19 protein-coding genes, 1 tRNA gene, 2 pseudogenes and 1 riboswitch are annotated in these 13,195 nt (G+C 44.9%); of the genes and pseudogenes, 16 read left to right on the top strand and 6 right to left on the bottom strand.

Going from position 1 to position 13,195, the window contains the following annotated elements:
* Positions 1-161 precede the first annotated feature (161 nt).
* Positions 162-237, bottom strand: a tRNA-Thr gene (locus tag AB1L17_RS29230).
* A gap of 178 nt (positions 238-415) precedes the next feature.
* Positions 416-1,285, bottom strand: a complete 870-nt coding sequence (locus tag AB1L17_RS29225) for a YitT family protein (protein ID WP_412848425.1) — start codon at positions 1,283-1,285, stop codon at positions 416-418.
* A 248-nt stretch (positions 1,286-1,533) separates the two neighbouring features.
* On the opposite strand from AB1L17_RS29225, the gene AB1L17_RS29220 reads away from it, so the two are divergent.
* Together AB1L17_RS29220 and AB1L17_RS29215 are read left to right on the top strand one after the other, a co-directional pair.
* Positions 1,534-1,830, top strand: coding sequence for a transcriptional repressor (locus AB1L17_RS29220; protein ID WP_412848424.1), 297 nt, complete (start codon positions 1,534-1,536; stop codon positions 1,828-1,830).
* Between the two features lie 124 nt (positions 1,831-1,954).
* A pseudogene (locus tag AB1L17_RS29215) lies at positions 1,955-2,089 on the top strand (winged helix-turn-helix transcriptional regulator); the annotation flags it as partial.
* On the opposite strand, the gene AB1L17_RS29210 reads toward AB1L17_RS29215, so the two are convergent.
* Positions 2,083-2,886 carry a serine hydrolase gene (locus AB1L17_RS29210; RefSeq protein WP_412848423.1) on the bottom strand — a complete coding sequence of 268 codons (804 nt, stop codon included), beginning with the start codon at positions 2,884-2,886 and terminating at the stop codon, positions 2,083-2,085. The pseudogene AB1L17_RS29215 and the gene AB1L17_RS29210 sit on opposite strands and share 7 nt — an antisense overlap.
* A 167-nt stretch (positions 2,887-3,053) precedes the next feature.
* On the opposite strand from AB1L17_RS29210, the gene AB1L17_RS29205 reads away from it, so the two are divergent.
* Positions 3,054-4,166 (top strand): GerAB/ArcD/ProY family transporter, encoded by a 1,113-nt coding sequence (locus tag AB1L17_RS29205; RefSeq protein WP_412848422.1) that lies wholly within the window; start codon positions 3,054-3,056, stop codon positions 4,164-4,166.
* A gap of 19 nt (positions 4,167-4,185) precedes the next feature.
* Here the strand turns inward: AB1L17_RS29205 and AB1L17_RS29200 are convergent, their stop codons facing one another.
* Both AB1L17_RS29200 and AB1L17_RS29195 read right to left on the bottom strand, forming a co-directional pair.
* Positions 4,186-4,866: a copper homeostasis protein CutC gene (locus tag AB1L17_RS29200; protein WP_412848421.1), complete on the bottom strand. Its 681-nt coding sequence runs from the start codon at positions 4,864-4,866 to the stop codon at positions 4,186-4,188.
* Positions 4,867-4,884: 18 nt separating this feature from the next.
* On the bottom strand, positions 4,885-5,892 hold the full coding sequence (locus AB1L17_RS29195) for an asparaginase (RefSeq protein ID WP_412848420.1): 1,008 nt from the start codon (positions 5,890-5,892) through the stop codon (positions 4,885-4,887).
* 177 nt (positions 5,893-6,069) lie between these two features.
* A riboswitch (PreQ1 riboswitch) is annotated at positions 6,070-6,113 on the top strand.
* A gap of 94 nt (positions 6,114-6,207) precedes the next feature.
* On the opposite strand from AB1L17_RS29195, the gene queC reads away from it, so the two are divergent.
* From queC to AB1L17_RS29145, 10 genes are all read left to right on the top strand, one after another.
* A complete protein-coding gene (gene queC, locus AB1L17_RS29190; protein ID WP_412848419.1) occupies positions 6,208-6,876 on the top strand; it encodes a 7-cyano-7-deazaguanine synthase QueC in 669 nt (222 codons plus the stop codon).
* Positions 6,876-7,364 carry a 6-carboxytetrahydropterin synthase QueD gene (gene queD / locus AB1L17_RS29185; protein ID WP_412848418.1) on the top strand — a complete coding sequence of 163 codons (489 nt, stop codon included), beginning with the start codon at positions 6,876-6,878 and terminating at the stop codon, positions 7,362-7,364. The genes queC and queD overlap by 1 nt, the downstream gene beginning before the upstream one ends.
* Complete coding sequence (gene queE, locus AB1L17_RS29180) at positions 7,361-8,080, top strand: 7-carboxy-7-deazaguanine synthase QueE (protein ID WP_412848417.1); 720 nt, start codon at positions 7,361-7,363, stop codon at positions 8,078-8,080. Before queD ends, queE begins: the two co-directional genes overlap by 4 nt.
* Positions 8,081-8,122: 42 nt before the next feature.
* Positions 8,123-8,620, top strand: coding sequence for a preQ(1) synthase (gene queF, locus AB1L17_RS29175; protein WP_088909051.1), 498 nt, complete (start codon positions 8,123-8,125; stop codon positions 8,618-8,620).
* 14 nt (positions 8,621-8,634) lie between these two features.
* Entirely contained in the window at positions 8,635-9,279 is a 645-nt protein-coding gene (locus AB1L17_RS29170; RefSeq protein ID WP_412848416.1) for a DUF1259 domain-containing protein, read from the top strand.
* Positions 9,280-9,408: 129 nt separating this feature from the next.
* Positions 9,409-9,612 (top strand): hypothetical protein, encoded by a 204-nt coding sequence (locus AB1L17_RS29165; RefSeq protein WP_412848415.1) that lies wholly within the window; start codon positions 9,409-9,411, stop codon positions 9,610-9,612.
* Between the two features lie 143 nt (positions 9,613-9,755).
* The gene (locus tag AB1L17_RS29160) at positions 9,756-10,199 is read left to right on the top strand and encodes a hypothetical protein (protein ID WP_412848414.1); all 444 of its coding nucleotides are present in this window, start codon (positions 9,756-9,758) and stop codon (positions 10,197-10,199) included.
* Between the two features lie 158 nt (positions 10,200-10,357).
* Positions 10,358-10,723, top strand: a complete 366-nt coding sequence (locus AB1L17_RS29155; RefSeq protein ID WP_412848413.1) for an HsmA family protein — start codon at positions 10,358-10,360, stop codon at positions 10,721-10,723.
* A gap of 105 nt (positions 10,724-10,828) precedes the next feature.
* Positions 10,829-11,185 (top strand): group I truncated hemoglobin, encoded by a 357-nt coding sequence (locus AB1L17_RS29150; protein ID WP_412848412.1) that lies wholly within the window; start codon positions 10,829-10,831, stop codon positions 11,183-11,185.
* Positions 11,186-11,319: 134 nt separating this feature from the next.
* A complete protein-coding gene (locus AB1L17_RS29145) occupies positions 11,320-11,499 on the top strand; it encodes a hypothetical protein (protein ID WP_412848411.1) in 180 nt (59 codons plus the stop codon).
* Between the two features lie 62 nt (positions 11,500-11,561).
* Here the strand turns inward: AB1L17_RS29145 and AB1L17_RS29140 are convergent, their stop codons facing one another.
* Positions 11,562-11,957, bottom strand: a complete 396-nt coding sequence (locus AB1L17_RS29140; protein WP_412848410.1) for a DUF5071 domain-containing protein — start codon at positions 11,955-11,957, stop codon at positions 11,562-11,564.
* A gap of 75 nt (positions 11,958-12,032) precedes the next feature.
* Between AB1L17_RS29140 and AB1L17_RS29135 the strand changes: the two are divergent.
* From AB1L17_RS29135 to lepB, 3 genes and pseudogenes are all read left to right on the top strand, one after another.
* Positions 12,033-12,194: pseudogene (locus AB1L17_RS29135) on the top strand (GNAT family N-acetyltransferase); the annotation flags it as partial.
* A 111-nt stretch (positions 12,195-12,305) separates the two neighbouring features.
* The gene (locus AB1L17_RS29130) at positions 12,306-12,551 is read left to right on the top strand and encodes a hypothetical protein (protein WP_412848409.1); all 246 of its coding nucleotides are present in this window, start codon (positions 12,306-12,308) and stop codon (positions 12,549-12,551) included.
* A 63-nt stretch (positions 12,552-12,614) separates the two neighbouring features.
* Positions 12,615-13,178 (top strand): signal peptidase I, encoded by a 564-nt coding sequence (lepB, locus tag AB1L17_RS29125; RefSeq protein WP_412848408.1) that lies wholly within the window; start codon positions 12,615-12,617, stop codon positions 13,176-13,178.
* Positions 13,179-13,195 lie beyond the last annotated feature (17 nt).

The following is a 13,195-nucleotide window of genomic DNA, read 5'->3' as shown; positions in this document are numbered from 1 at the left end:
GCGTTCGTCCTGAGCCAGGATCAAACTCTCCAATAAAGTTTGTTACTGGTTCAAAGCTGGCAAATCATTTAATGATAAACTCATTAACGCTTTCGCTGTTCAGTTTTCAAAGAGCATTTCGCGCTATCGAGCGCTTCGTTTACCTACTACATTATATGTAGTGGTGCCGGCGATAGGACTTGAACCCACAACCCCCTGATTACAAGTCAGGTGCTCTACCAATTGAGCTACACCGGCATTTGATTTGTTTTTCATCGTGTGCGTTTCGTATGTGTCCCGCTCACGTGTTTTAATATAGCACGTATATTTTTTAAATGCAATAGAAAATCTAAAATAATTTCATTCAAAATAAAAATTAGACAAAAAAAGAGCAGTGGATCGACTCCCCACCACTCTTTTCTTCTATATATTAATATTATCCCGCTCGAAACCCTTCTCCCAAAACTTCCTGAGCAGGACACAAAATAATGAACGCATCAGGATCGACCGAACGCACCATGATTTTTAGCTTGCTCACTTCACTTTGGCTGACAACTGCCATAAGTACCTTGCGTGCGTCTCCGGTATATCCACCAGCACCATCAAGCAAAGTGACACCACGATCCAAATCATACAGGATGGTTTCCCTCAGCGTATCGGTTTCGTTCGAAATGATATAAGCGACTTTAGATGTATTCCAGCCCATCTGAACAATATCAATCGTCTTACTGGTTACAAACAACGCGATGAGTGCATACAATGCTTTTTCCGGATCGAATACAATCCCCGCAAACAAAATCACTAACCCATCAAACACAGCTACACATGCTCCCAGGCTAATTCCTGAATATTTATGAAGGATCTGCGATGCAATCGAAAAGCCACCCGTCGATCCTCTTCCCCGAAACACGATCCCGATCCCTAACCCTACTCCGATTCCTCCATAAATACTTGCTAGTAGAAGATTCGTGGTTAACGGCTGCAGGTGACTCGTTAGCATGACACATAAGGGGAGAATAATCGAACCAACTGCCGCCTTCATACTGTATTGTCGATCAAGAAGTTTAAATCCTAATAAAAACAAAGGAATATTTAATGCCCATTGTACAAGTGCCGGAGAAAAACCAAACAAGTTGTGCAAAATCGTAGACAGCCCAGAAACTCCTCCGGAAGCAATCTGGTTTGGATTCAGAAACAGATTGAAACTAGTCGCCAACACAAGCGACCCTAAAATCAACATGCCATATTCGAGCACTTTTCGCTGCGGACTGTTCATCTGGATTGCAGTTCGTCTTTTTCGCGCCACACGGTTCCACTCCTGACTTTTTCACGTAAGCAAAATCCGCACATACACTACCATGTTTTGGTTGAAAAGAAAACCCCTATTTCCTCTTCCCTCATTATGTAAGATTTACGCATCCTCCAGAAACATGCACATGCACACTCACCCCACAAGCCGGATAAGATATCAAAAGAAAAAGTTGACTACACGCAAAATAATAAGGATAATTACTATAAAGTAATAATTATTATTTAAAAGCGAGGTGACCTGTAATGGATCATCATATTGTCAGTGTCACACAGCAAGTGAAGCATCTGGGAAAAAGGCTAACGATTCAAAGAAGAGCGGTACTCCTCCATATGCTTACCACGCGGAAATTCCACACAGCCAAAGACGTCTACCATGCCTTGAAAGCCGGAATGCCAAATATCACACTCTCAACGGTGTACACGAGCCTCCGCTTTTTTGTGAAAATGGGTATTCTCAAGGAGCATGTTCATCACGATTCCCCGAATCAATTTGAATGTACGGTATCCATAGACGACATTCAGTTGCCGGAAGTCATTTAACCAAAAACAAAGAGGTAGCCACCATTTACGTGGACTACCTCCTTTCGTTTATCCGAAATTTAAAAATCGAAGTTATCCGGATCTGGACCAACCATTTTGTAAATCCCAGCGCAAAATAACCTGGGAGTACGAGCTCAGCGAGTATGGTTGGACCTTGAAAAGTATTCTTGATTCACTCTGCTCATGGGGCGAAAAGCATATCATTAAGGAATACGGTGACAAGTTTGCCGTCTTAGAAGAAAGTATTTTGAATCAGTAACGAACGATGGCATAGTCATATACAGCTCTTCCCAGTAATCCTAGCGTGTGGAGAGCGGATTGTGAAGTAACATCTTTGGATAAGGCGGTAATGGAAAAGCAGCGATTGTTCGTATACAGTAAGCCTACATCATGCTGTCTGCCGGTATCCCAGCCTGATTTACAAGGCAGTTCCCATGCAGGATGGATAGTTTCTTCCTGGCTCGGCAATTGTGACGGCAGGCCATTTCGTACCTGCTGTTTTTTCATTATGGCGATCATCTCCTTGCAGGCGCGCAAAGACAAATAGCTACCTGTTGTGATTTGACCGAGCATACTCGCGATATCCCCTGCTGTTATCATATTGTTATCTGTTACGTCTAATGGGTAGATCATTAGCTTGCGTGAATAATAGCTGCGTCGCATTCCCAAATCGATCATCGTCTGGTCGATCTGCGCTTTTCCCACTAAATCAATCAGCATATTCGTCGCCGTGTTGTCGCTCTGAATAATCATGAGCGTCACCAAGTCACGAATGGTAAGCTTCAAGCCTGGAGAGAGCGCGTACAAAACACCTGAGCCCCCAACCAAATCCTCCTGACGCAATGCGAGTTGATCCTCTAATTGAAAATGCCCCTGCTCACTTGCCGCGAAAACGGCTGCCATGATCGGCACTTTTATCACACTTTCCGCAATAAACAGCTCGTCTGGTACATGTTCAAAACGCATTCCTTGCGCTGAGCTGAGTTCTTCCACAACGACACCCCAAGTACCGTCAGCTTGTCCCAGAATGACTGACAACCTTTTTTCCAACTCCACAGCTTTCCTTCCCTTCTTTCGCTCGCTCGCAGTTTCTTGTCGCTTTCTTTTTATCATACTATTCGGAAAACAATTCAGACAAGTGATGCTCCCTTCCCATGAATCGTTTATCCACCCTGAACTTGGAAATAATACATAAGATAAACCTACGGACAAGGTGAGGCATCATGCAGAAGCCCGACAAGATAGGCATCCGCCAATTCGTCATCCTCGTAACATTTATTACTATAGGAGATTCTATCCTTCTCTTACCTTCCGTACCTTCGACTGAAGCGGGTCATGATGGATGGCTATCGGGAATAATAGGCGTGCTACTGGGGCTAGTCATCGTATACTTGTTCTGTGTAATAGGTCATATGTATCCAGAACAAACGCTGATTGAAAAGAACAAGCTCATATTTGGACGTTGGCTCGGTACAGTCTTTTCAATCATCTTTTTAGGGGCAGTATTAATCAACGGCGCTGTCTTTATCAGGACGATTGGAGATTTCATGACCACGCACATTTTGAAAGCAACACCGATAAACGCCGTCATGTTCTTACTTGTTGCCAGTGCGATATTCGCTGTTCGATTAGGTCTTGAAACGTTCGCACGGACTAGCGAAATCTTTTTTCTGTGGTTTGTTTTTACGTTCGTTTTGTTTTTTCTTTTGCTTAGTCCCTTGTTTCATTTCGAGAACCTTTTGCCCTTTTTGGAAAATGGCATAAAGCCCGTTATAAGAGGAACATTTGCCGTCACCGCTTATCCCTTTTCGGAGCTCATTATTTTTCTGATGATTACCCCGCTCCTTGATAGGAAAGAAAAGCTCACGTCTGCCTTTTTACGTGGAGCTATATACGGCGGGGTTTGTCTTCTTGCCGTTATCTTCTTGTCTCTCCTGATCCTCGGTCCGGAAATGACTGCCCGAGAGACCTTTCCGAGCTACTCCCTCGCCAAAAAAATTCAAGTAGGGGAGTTCTTTCAAAGACAGGAAGCGATGATGGCACTCATGTGGTTTGTCTCCATCTATTTCAAAGTGGTGATGTATATGTATGGCTTCTGCGTAGGCATACAGCAGCTTCTCCATTTAAAGGAGCACCGGGCGCTTACGTTGCCCATTTGCATTCTGTCAGTCGCCATGGCGATTATCATCATTCCAAACAATACTTATTTGTTCGAAACTTATACGTTTTGGCCGTTCTTTGATCTAACCATAGGTGTCTTGTACCCGCTTCTTCTCATCGTCGGCTACTGGATACGGAAGCAAATGAACAACAAGCCGGCATCCCTACAGAAGTAAGGTGTCGGCTTGTTCATGCTTACAGTTGTTGCTTGATGGCAGCCACTCGCTCTACATCGACGTATCGGAGGGCCTGTCCCTCTTCTCGTACTGCCGATCCAAAATGAACCTCCTGGACGCCTGTGCGTTTCACGAGGTCTCCAACGTTTGCCAGCGACAAACCACTGCCCGCCAAAATAGTCAGATGTGTGTTTTCTGTCAGCTTGACTAGCTGCTCGATGCAATCGGCTCCTTCGACTGCCGTTTTTTTGCCGCCAGAAGTAAGAATGGTATGTACTTGCGGATATTCGAGAAGAATGCGTGCTGCTTCGATTTGGTCAACGGCATCATCAAACGCACGGTGGAACGTCACATTCAATCCACCCGCCTCGCCAAGTAACAGCTCCATTCCACGCTGATCGAGCTTATTGTCTGAAGTCAGCATGCCAAATACTACACCTGCTGCCCCTAGTTCGCGGATGATTCTTACATCTTGTCGCATGACCCCAAGTTCCTCAGCCGTATAGCAAAACGACTGGCTATGCGGTCGCACCATGACGTTTACCGGGATCGAAACCGCCTTGACCACCGCGTCAATCAGTCCCCAGCTCGGCGTAATACCTCCCTCCAAAATTCCCGAAATGAGCTCCAGTCGGTCAGCTCCACCCTGTTCCGCACGTTTCGCATCCTCTACTGATGTCGCGATCACTTCTACTAACATGACTCTTCGCCTCCATTCTTAGCATTTGCTTAAAACAAAAACGGGTCGTTTCTCCCCTACCACCAGTTGATTGTCATTTTTTATGGCCTTAGGCGCTAACGCATGCAGTCGGGCGATCGTTTCCTGGTTATCATACTGAATCTGCTCCAAGATCGACGCGATGATAAGAGGCCATACTACTTCCGAACCATTCAGTACTTTAAGCGAAAAGCTGAGTCTCTCTTTTTTTAAAGCAAAGCCGTATACACCCATCGCTCCGCCTTTGGCAATGATATTATCGTCCATCAAGAGAGCCGTACAGATGAAGTTGTGACTGGCAATGATCTCAGGACTGCTGGTCATCCAGCCGGCAACTCTCACGACTGCCTGCCGCGTCTCACGATCCGCAATCAGCTCCGGGCAAGCGAGCTTCATATACGCAATCGCCAAGTACTTAAGCGGCAGTGCAAAAACCGGAAAGCCGCAACCGTCAACACTTAACTGAACCTGCTCCCTCGGATAGCCAGCCAGATTGGCGAATACCTCCAATGCCTCCTGTTGCGCCGGATGCTCTGCCTTGTAGTAATCATGGGTGGAATATCCTTGATCCTTCGACAGCGCCAAATACCCCAAATGCTTGCCCGCACAATTATGAAAAAGTCTGCGCTTCGCTACGCCTTGGGACAAGCAAGCAAACTTCGGTTCTTCATTTAACGGATAAGTCGGGCAGGTGAGCAGTTCCTCTTCCTGAATGCCAGTCTTTCGTAAAATCGACTCCAAGCCCTCCATATGATAGGCTTCACCGCGATGAGAGGCGGCAAAGAGCGCTGCTTCACTGCTTTCCAGTCCGAATTTTTCATCAATTTTACGCATGGCAATCGGGATAGCTTGAAAAGGTTTGGCTGCGGAACGCAATAAGGTGATATGGTTCTCATCGCCCGCTCGGTAGACGACCTCTCCTGTTTCATTCACACCACACACGATACCGTTATGTACGTTTTCCAGAATTCCGCCGCGATATTCTTCCACTAATGGAACATCTCTCATCAGAATCACCCGTTCTACTCAATGTTTATCGATTATGAAAAAACACTAGCAGTAGCACCCGCTTTAAGTCAATCGTTTTTCCAAGGGTTTATTCCCCGCTTTGGCGTTGATTGTAGTATAATGACACAAGGTGCCCATTTGGGTTCCGCAAGTAAAATAAGAAATCCGTGCAGCTGCACGGGAGAGGTTCGCGAACTCCCTCTATAAAAAACTAAGCTGGATAACAGTACCTTTCTTTGGTATTGTTTTTGTTTTTTGCAGGAAAGTTCAAGAACTCTCTTTCTTCCTAACTAAATTACAAGGAGATGGAGAGCAATGAAAAAGGAAAAAGCCGTTGTCGTCTTTAGCGGAGGTCAGGACAGCACAACCTGCCTGTTTTGGGCGAAAGAGCAATTCGGCGAAGTAGAAACCCTCACGTTTGATTACGGGCAGCGACACAAGCTGGAGATCGAGTGCGCCCAGCAAATTGCCGCTGAACTCGGTGTCAAAAACACCGTATTGGACATGAGTCTGTTAAACCAGCTCGCGCCCAATGCACTGACCCGCTCAGATATTGACATTACCCAGGAAGAAGGCCAATTGCCATCCACGTTCGTCGACGGGCGTAACTTGTTATTCCTTTCCTTTGCAGGCGTATTCGCCAAGCAACGGGGAGCACGCCACTTGGTTACCGGAGTATGCGAAACCGATTTTAGCGGTTATCCCGACTGCCGTGACGCCTTTATCAAGTCATTGAATGTGACACTGAATCTGTCGATGGACTATCCGTTTGTGATTCACACGCCGCTCATGTGGCTGAACAAAGCACAAACGTGGAAGCTGGCGGACGATCTGGGTGCCTTCACCTATATCCGCGAAAATACCCTCACCTGCTACAACGGCATCAAAGGAGACGGCTGCGGGGAATGCCCTGCCTGCGACCTGCGAAAAGCCGGACTAGACACGTATCTTTCTCTGAAAAATCAACCTGGAGAACAAGCCTGATGAGCGCGAACTTTGACTTTCGTATCGTCGATCGCATGCAGGCACTGGGTACCCATATTGAAAAATCACAGCTTCGCTACCATAACAAACGCGTTTTGGTGAGCAAGGAATTTACTTTTGACGCTGCACATCATCTACATGCCTATGAAGGAAAGTGCAAAAACCTTCACGGCCATACGTATACGGCCGTCTTCGGCATTAGCGGTTTTCCAGATGAGATTGGGCTCGTCATCGATTTTGGTGACATCAAGCAAATCTGGAAGGAACACATCGAAATCTATTTAGACCATCGCTATCTGAATGAAATGCTTCCGCCGATGAATACCACTGCCGAAAACATGGTCGTCTGGATTTTCGAAGAGATGGAAAAGCAATTGCAGTCGGATGCATACCGGGATCGCTATAACGGAGCTCGCGTCGAATTCGTCCGCTTGTTTGAGACACCAACGAGCTATGCAGAGGCAAGACGGGAGTGGATGTCGGAATGATCCCGGTCTTGGAAATATTCGGCCCGACGATTCAGGGCGAAGGAATGGTCATCGGGCAGAAAACGATGTTTGTACGAACAGCTGGCTGTGACTATCGTTGCAGCTGGTGTGACTCCGCTTTTACTTGGGATGGATCTGCCCGTGATGAAATCCGGCAAATGTCGCCCGAGGCGATCTGGGAGGAGCTAACCCACTTGGGTGGAAATCGTTTTTCCCATGTCACGATCTCTGGGGGCAATCCTGCCCTCTTAGCTGGCATCGGCGAATTCATCTCCTTATTGAAGGAGAATGGCATACGCACAGCAATAGAAACACAAGGCAGCAAGTGGCAAGCGTGGCTCCCACAGATTGATGACATTACGATTTCACCGAAGCCGCCCAGCTCCGGGATGGAAACAGATTATCAAGCACTCGATCGAATTGTGCACGAGCTCCTGGAACAACAGCATCCGGGGCTCAGCCTGAAGGTTGTCGTTTTTGACGACGCAGACTTCGCGTATGCACGGACGATTCATCAGCGCTATCCAGATGTTCCGTTTTACTTGCAGCCAGGAAATAGCGATCTGGCTGATGCAGATACGCCGCGGCTCCGGGATAAGCTCTTGGAGAGCTTTGAATGGCTCATCGACCAGGCGATGGCAGCACCTGACATGAATGACGCGAAAGTTCTTCCCCAACTGCATGCGCTCGTCTGGGGAAATAAACGAGGCGTCTAAACGATAGTTTACTCTCATTGAAGAAAAGAGGACTGTACTCATATGGCACACCAACATGAACGCGATTTATCTTCCCTTACTCTCCTGGGGAATCAAGGAACGACTTACAACTACTCTTATGACCCAAGCGTTTTGGAGTCTTTTGATAACAAGCATCCGTACCGTGATTATTTCGTAAAATTCAACTGCCCGGAATTCACCAGCCTTTGCCCGATTACCGGACAGCCAGATTTTGCGACGATCTATATCAGCTACATTCCTGACATCAAAATGGTAGAGAGCAAATCACTCAAGCTGTACCTGTTCAGCTTCCGCAATCACGGTGATTTCCATGAGGATTGCGTCAACGTCATCATGAATGATTTGATCAAGCTGATGGACCCACGCTACATCGAGGTGTGGGGCAAGTTCACTCCACGCGGTGGCATCTCGATCGATCCGTACTGCAACTACGGGAAACCGGGGACGAAGTATGAGGAGATGGCAAGTCATCGGATGATGAACCATGATATGTATCCGGAGAAAGTGGATAATCGGTAGAGATCGAGCCTCTCATGCCTACGGTTCAGGAATTCATAGAATCGCCTCCTAACGGGGGCTTTTCTTTTTATGGGGCGAGCCACTTGTTTACCTTCACTTTCGAAATACTGCATTACATACTCCATCTTCTAAAAATAGGTATTATACGCACGCTGAATGCCTGTACCATTCATTTTCAAACCTCATATATTAAAAATGATCATACGAATATGGAGGTATGCAACTTGGCAATTAGCCCACTATGCCGTAGGTTTTCTGCGATCCTTAATGCACAGGCCACCGTCATTAATGGTGTTTGTACTGCCCAGACTCTACGGACCAATATAAGAGCTACCATTCTAGGAAGACGGTCGAACTCTGCGTTGACCATCCCCCAATTCCACTCTTTTGAGAGTATTAGAGCGAATGGCACTGCACTTTGTTTGGGAGAAACAGTAATCCTTACACGTGAGATTAACCCTTTTATCTCGCGTCTCCGAAGTCATGGTATAAAGATTACTGCTCTGCATAACCACTGGCTGTTTACTAACCCAAATCTTTGGTATATCCACTATGAAAAGATTGAGAGACCATTGGTTTTTGCCAGAGCCGTACGCGATGCTCAGAGTGTGTTAACGAGAAGGATTGTACGCCCGGTTGTCTGCAGAAAAAAAAGATAAGAAAACTACGGCGGTCGGTCGAAAACACGACCGCTTTTTTTCTTATTTTCAAATGGGAAACCAAGGTCGTGATTGTTGGTGTGACCATTCTCCTTCTGCTACGGTTTACTGCGGGAGGAGGTGATAACTATGACCAAGCATCTGTATTTCTACGCAAGCTTCGAGGATGCAGCGCGACTCAATCGGGAGTTGATTCAGCTCGGCTACAGAAATTACTATCTAGAGCCCCATGAACATCTGGTTGCTTTTGTTTTCGAGCCCGTTACCGAGGTGAGCCATGCTATCTTGAAGCACTTGTTTGATGCAGATGGGCTGTCACACCTAGAAAACTAACTCTGCAGGGCTGGTGCTCCTCGAAGGGGGCATCAGTTCCTAAATGGGTATTTTTTATGTTTATTTCTTAACTAAAAATATTGCTAATTTTTGGATGAATAGTTAATGTATTGTTGAACCCTAATTTCTTGGAGGTGGAAAGGTTGAAAAAGTTTTTTCAAGCTACTCTGATCGCATCACTTTCTGCCCTGTTGGTAATTCCAACAAGCGCTATAGCAAGTAGTCCCCAACCACAGTCTACAGACGCGATTGCTCCTGTTTCGAAACCGACAGAAGTTTTGCGTTACACTAAATTAGCGAGTAGAAGCTCTGTTGACTCTAAAGTGTTCGAAATTAAGTCACCTGGAAAACTAACTGTTCATGTCACGCAGAAAAGCAGGCTTTCCTCCATTAAACCCAACTTGACCTATCGAATCTTGAGTTTTGGTCCAGAAGGTTCTAGTACAGTGGGTACTGGACGTTTTGAGGGTAGCGGATCCTTTACTTTTACAAGCCCCGAAGATTTACCCGCAGGAAAATACTATATATTGGTAAGGAACACCGGAATCGGGAGAGCAGTTGGAACGGTGTCAGTGACTATTCCGTAAATGCTCGGATGATTATGGAGGCTTTCACCTATGAAAGCCTCTTTTCTCTACGCAATCCGGGAGATTTTCTTGTAACGATTGTGTTCATCTCTTGTTCATGTTCAATGATTACACTTACAAGCGTAGTCAAAAGAAATGGTACAGGAGATGATCTTAACATGTTAACAGCAGCTGTCATTTTTATAAATCTCGCTCTACTTGCCTATACGATTGGCGTATGGAGCGAAAGACGTTCTGGAGAACTAAAGCTGACACACCTAATCTTTTTTGGGTTCGGTTTAGTATTCGATACCATCGGAACAACCTTTATGAAATTACTCGCTGAGAGCTCCAGCTTAAATTTGCATGGCATTACTGGGTTGATCGCTCTGATCTTGATGTTCCTCCATACTCTGTGGGCATGTGTCGTTTTGTGGAAAAGGAAAGAAAAGCAGATCAAGCAATTCCATAAATTTAGCATGATCGTGTGGATATTATGGCTCGTACCTTATTCCATTGGCGTAGCGTTAAGCTTTATGAAATAGGCGAAGCCCCATTACGTTGTCTACGTTAAATTAGCAAAAACCCATCATAAGCTTCCATATATCGTGGAATCCTAAATGGAAGCAATCATCCTGAGGAGGTACATGATGGGCACGTTTTACGAGAAATATGGTGGCGAAGATACAGTTGCGAAGGTAGTTGACTACTTTTACGATTTAGTTTTAGCTGATGACACCGTGAACCATTTTTTCAAAAACACGGATATGGAAAAACAGCGTAAACACCAAACAAAGTTCATCAGCTATGCATTAGGTGGTCCGAATCAATATACGGGCCAGTCCATGGCAAAGGTCCATGAAGGGATGAATCTGCAACCCATTCATTTTGATGCCATCGTTATGCATTTGCGTGCTGCCCTTGCTCACTTTGGTGTCAGCGAAGAAGATATTGCTGATGCTCTGAGCAAAGTCGAGTCACTAAGGGATGATGTTTTGTATAAATAGCCGAGGTACTCGCCGCATAACTAACTTCACATGTCATTTACTCTCAGTGGCCGTTCGTTTTCGAGTGGCCTTTTTTTCTTCATTGCGTCGTATAAAATAAAAGTAACGTAATGAACATTGGAGGAAGATTCGAAATGGAGAATCAATATTTTGTTGGTTGGGGTACCTTGGCACTTATCAACGCCGGACTAGCCCAAGGAAAAAATCGCAGTGGTCTTAATTGGTTTTTACTCTCTTTATTTCTTGGCCCAGTTGCGACGCTAATTATTGTAATCTGGGACAAATTGCCCGAGCAAAAGGACTTGTCGCAGTGAGCATTTTGTTAAACCCTCTCGTTATGCTAAATAGAATCACTTGGAGGGACTACGGTAAGTATTCAAGGCCTTGAAATTGCTTTTAAGATATTTTTCGCTCGATCGTCTAATTCATAATCTCTTTCTATTGTACTGGGCTGGTTAGCTATCTGCTTTAACTCTGGCTCTAATTCCTTGACAATTTCTAATGGTAAGTCGTTTATAATCCAACCAAAACAGGCGAACTTCCAATCATCATCATTAGATTCCAAGACTTTTTTTAATTCAGGAATCATTTCTCTTCCACACGAAACTAAAATTTGTGCAATACCACGAGCTACAGGCCAATTTATATCCTGAACCCATTCAAACAAATCTGGTAAGACTGGCTTTAACATTGCTGGATTCAATTCTTTTAATCTGTTCACACTTTCCAAGTCATGTTTGTCCTTTGGTATGAAAGATCTTATGTTTTCCATATTCGCTCTCCCTCTCAACGATTGGGGTGGTCGCCATCGCTTTTCTCAATACAAAAAGGATGCCACACGATTCGCTGTATTACCTCTCCCGTTAATAACGGCTCCATTTCTTTTCATACAAAGCTAGGATTTACGATTGAAAAAGGAGATAAATTGGTGGACGGCATTCATGTCACTGCTAACTACGATGGCAAAGGAAACGACCGGGTTTCTTTTGTAAAACAAATTACATTTTGAAACGTTTTATTCTTCAAAACGTAGTAACAATCAAGTTAAATTATTCCAAAATAGCAGGTGGTTCCCATTTTAAAAGCACTTGGTTTCGGGGCGGCTTTGCAGATCCTATGCATGATCATAGCGATATCGACAGGGAACATTGATCAAGCAGGCAATTATGCGGAGTACCTTACATTTGGTCTCATTACGCTAGCTGGATTAATGGTCTATAACGCACTTAGCGCCCCCTCATTTTATTACAAAGAGCATGAAGTTCAAGACCATAAAAGCAGATGGAAATGGACCTTTTATTTCCTGCTTGCCTCGGTCCCAAGTGGCATTTTTGCTGCTATCTTTTTCAGCTTTTTTGATTCGTAACCAAATAGCACCATTTTACGTATTAATCAATAGCCACTCCAAAGTAATCTTTCACCGGGAAGGATGCGGTCTATTTTGAAAAAAGTAAAAGTAATATGGGGCTGGACCAAAACGTTGGGTGTCTCTATTTCACTCGCTATGTTCGTCAACATATTTGTCCTCCAACCTTTTAAAGTAAATGGTCAGTCAATGGAACCCACTTTACAAAATGAAGAGCGAATCTATGTGTCGAAATTATCGCACACATTCTCTTATCTCCCTGAGTATAACGATATTGTTGTCGTTGACAGCCGCGTAGATCGTGACCGTACTGTAAAAGATGACATCCTCGAAAATCCTCTCTTGATGTTAGCCATGGGGAAAAGCGATACCAAAACATTTTGGGTAAAGCGAGTTATTGGCAGACCCGGCGATGTATTGGAGTTCAAGAACGAGACTGTGTATCGGAATGGAGAGGCATTAAACGAGCCGTACATAAAAGAAAAGATGATCAACCTTCCCGATTCCAAAATCGTCATACCACAAAACCATGTGTTTGTGATGGGAGATAATCGTAATAATAGCGATGATAGTAGAGACATCGGTGTGATTCCACTCGACCATATCATGGGGAAAAAATTGTTTTAATCAGACGAGAGCCTTTC

Origin of the sequence: Brevibacillus jepli (genome assembly GCF_047229145.1) — a bacterium.
Lineage (GTDB): Bacteria > Bacillota > Bacilli > Brevibacillales > Brevibacillaceae > Brevibacillus.
Note: the sequence above shows the minus strand (reverse complement) of the source record. Positions and strands in the feature narration are given on the sequence as shown.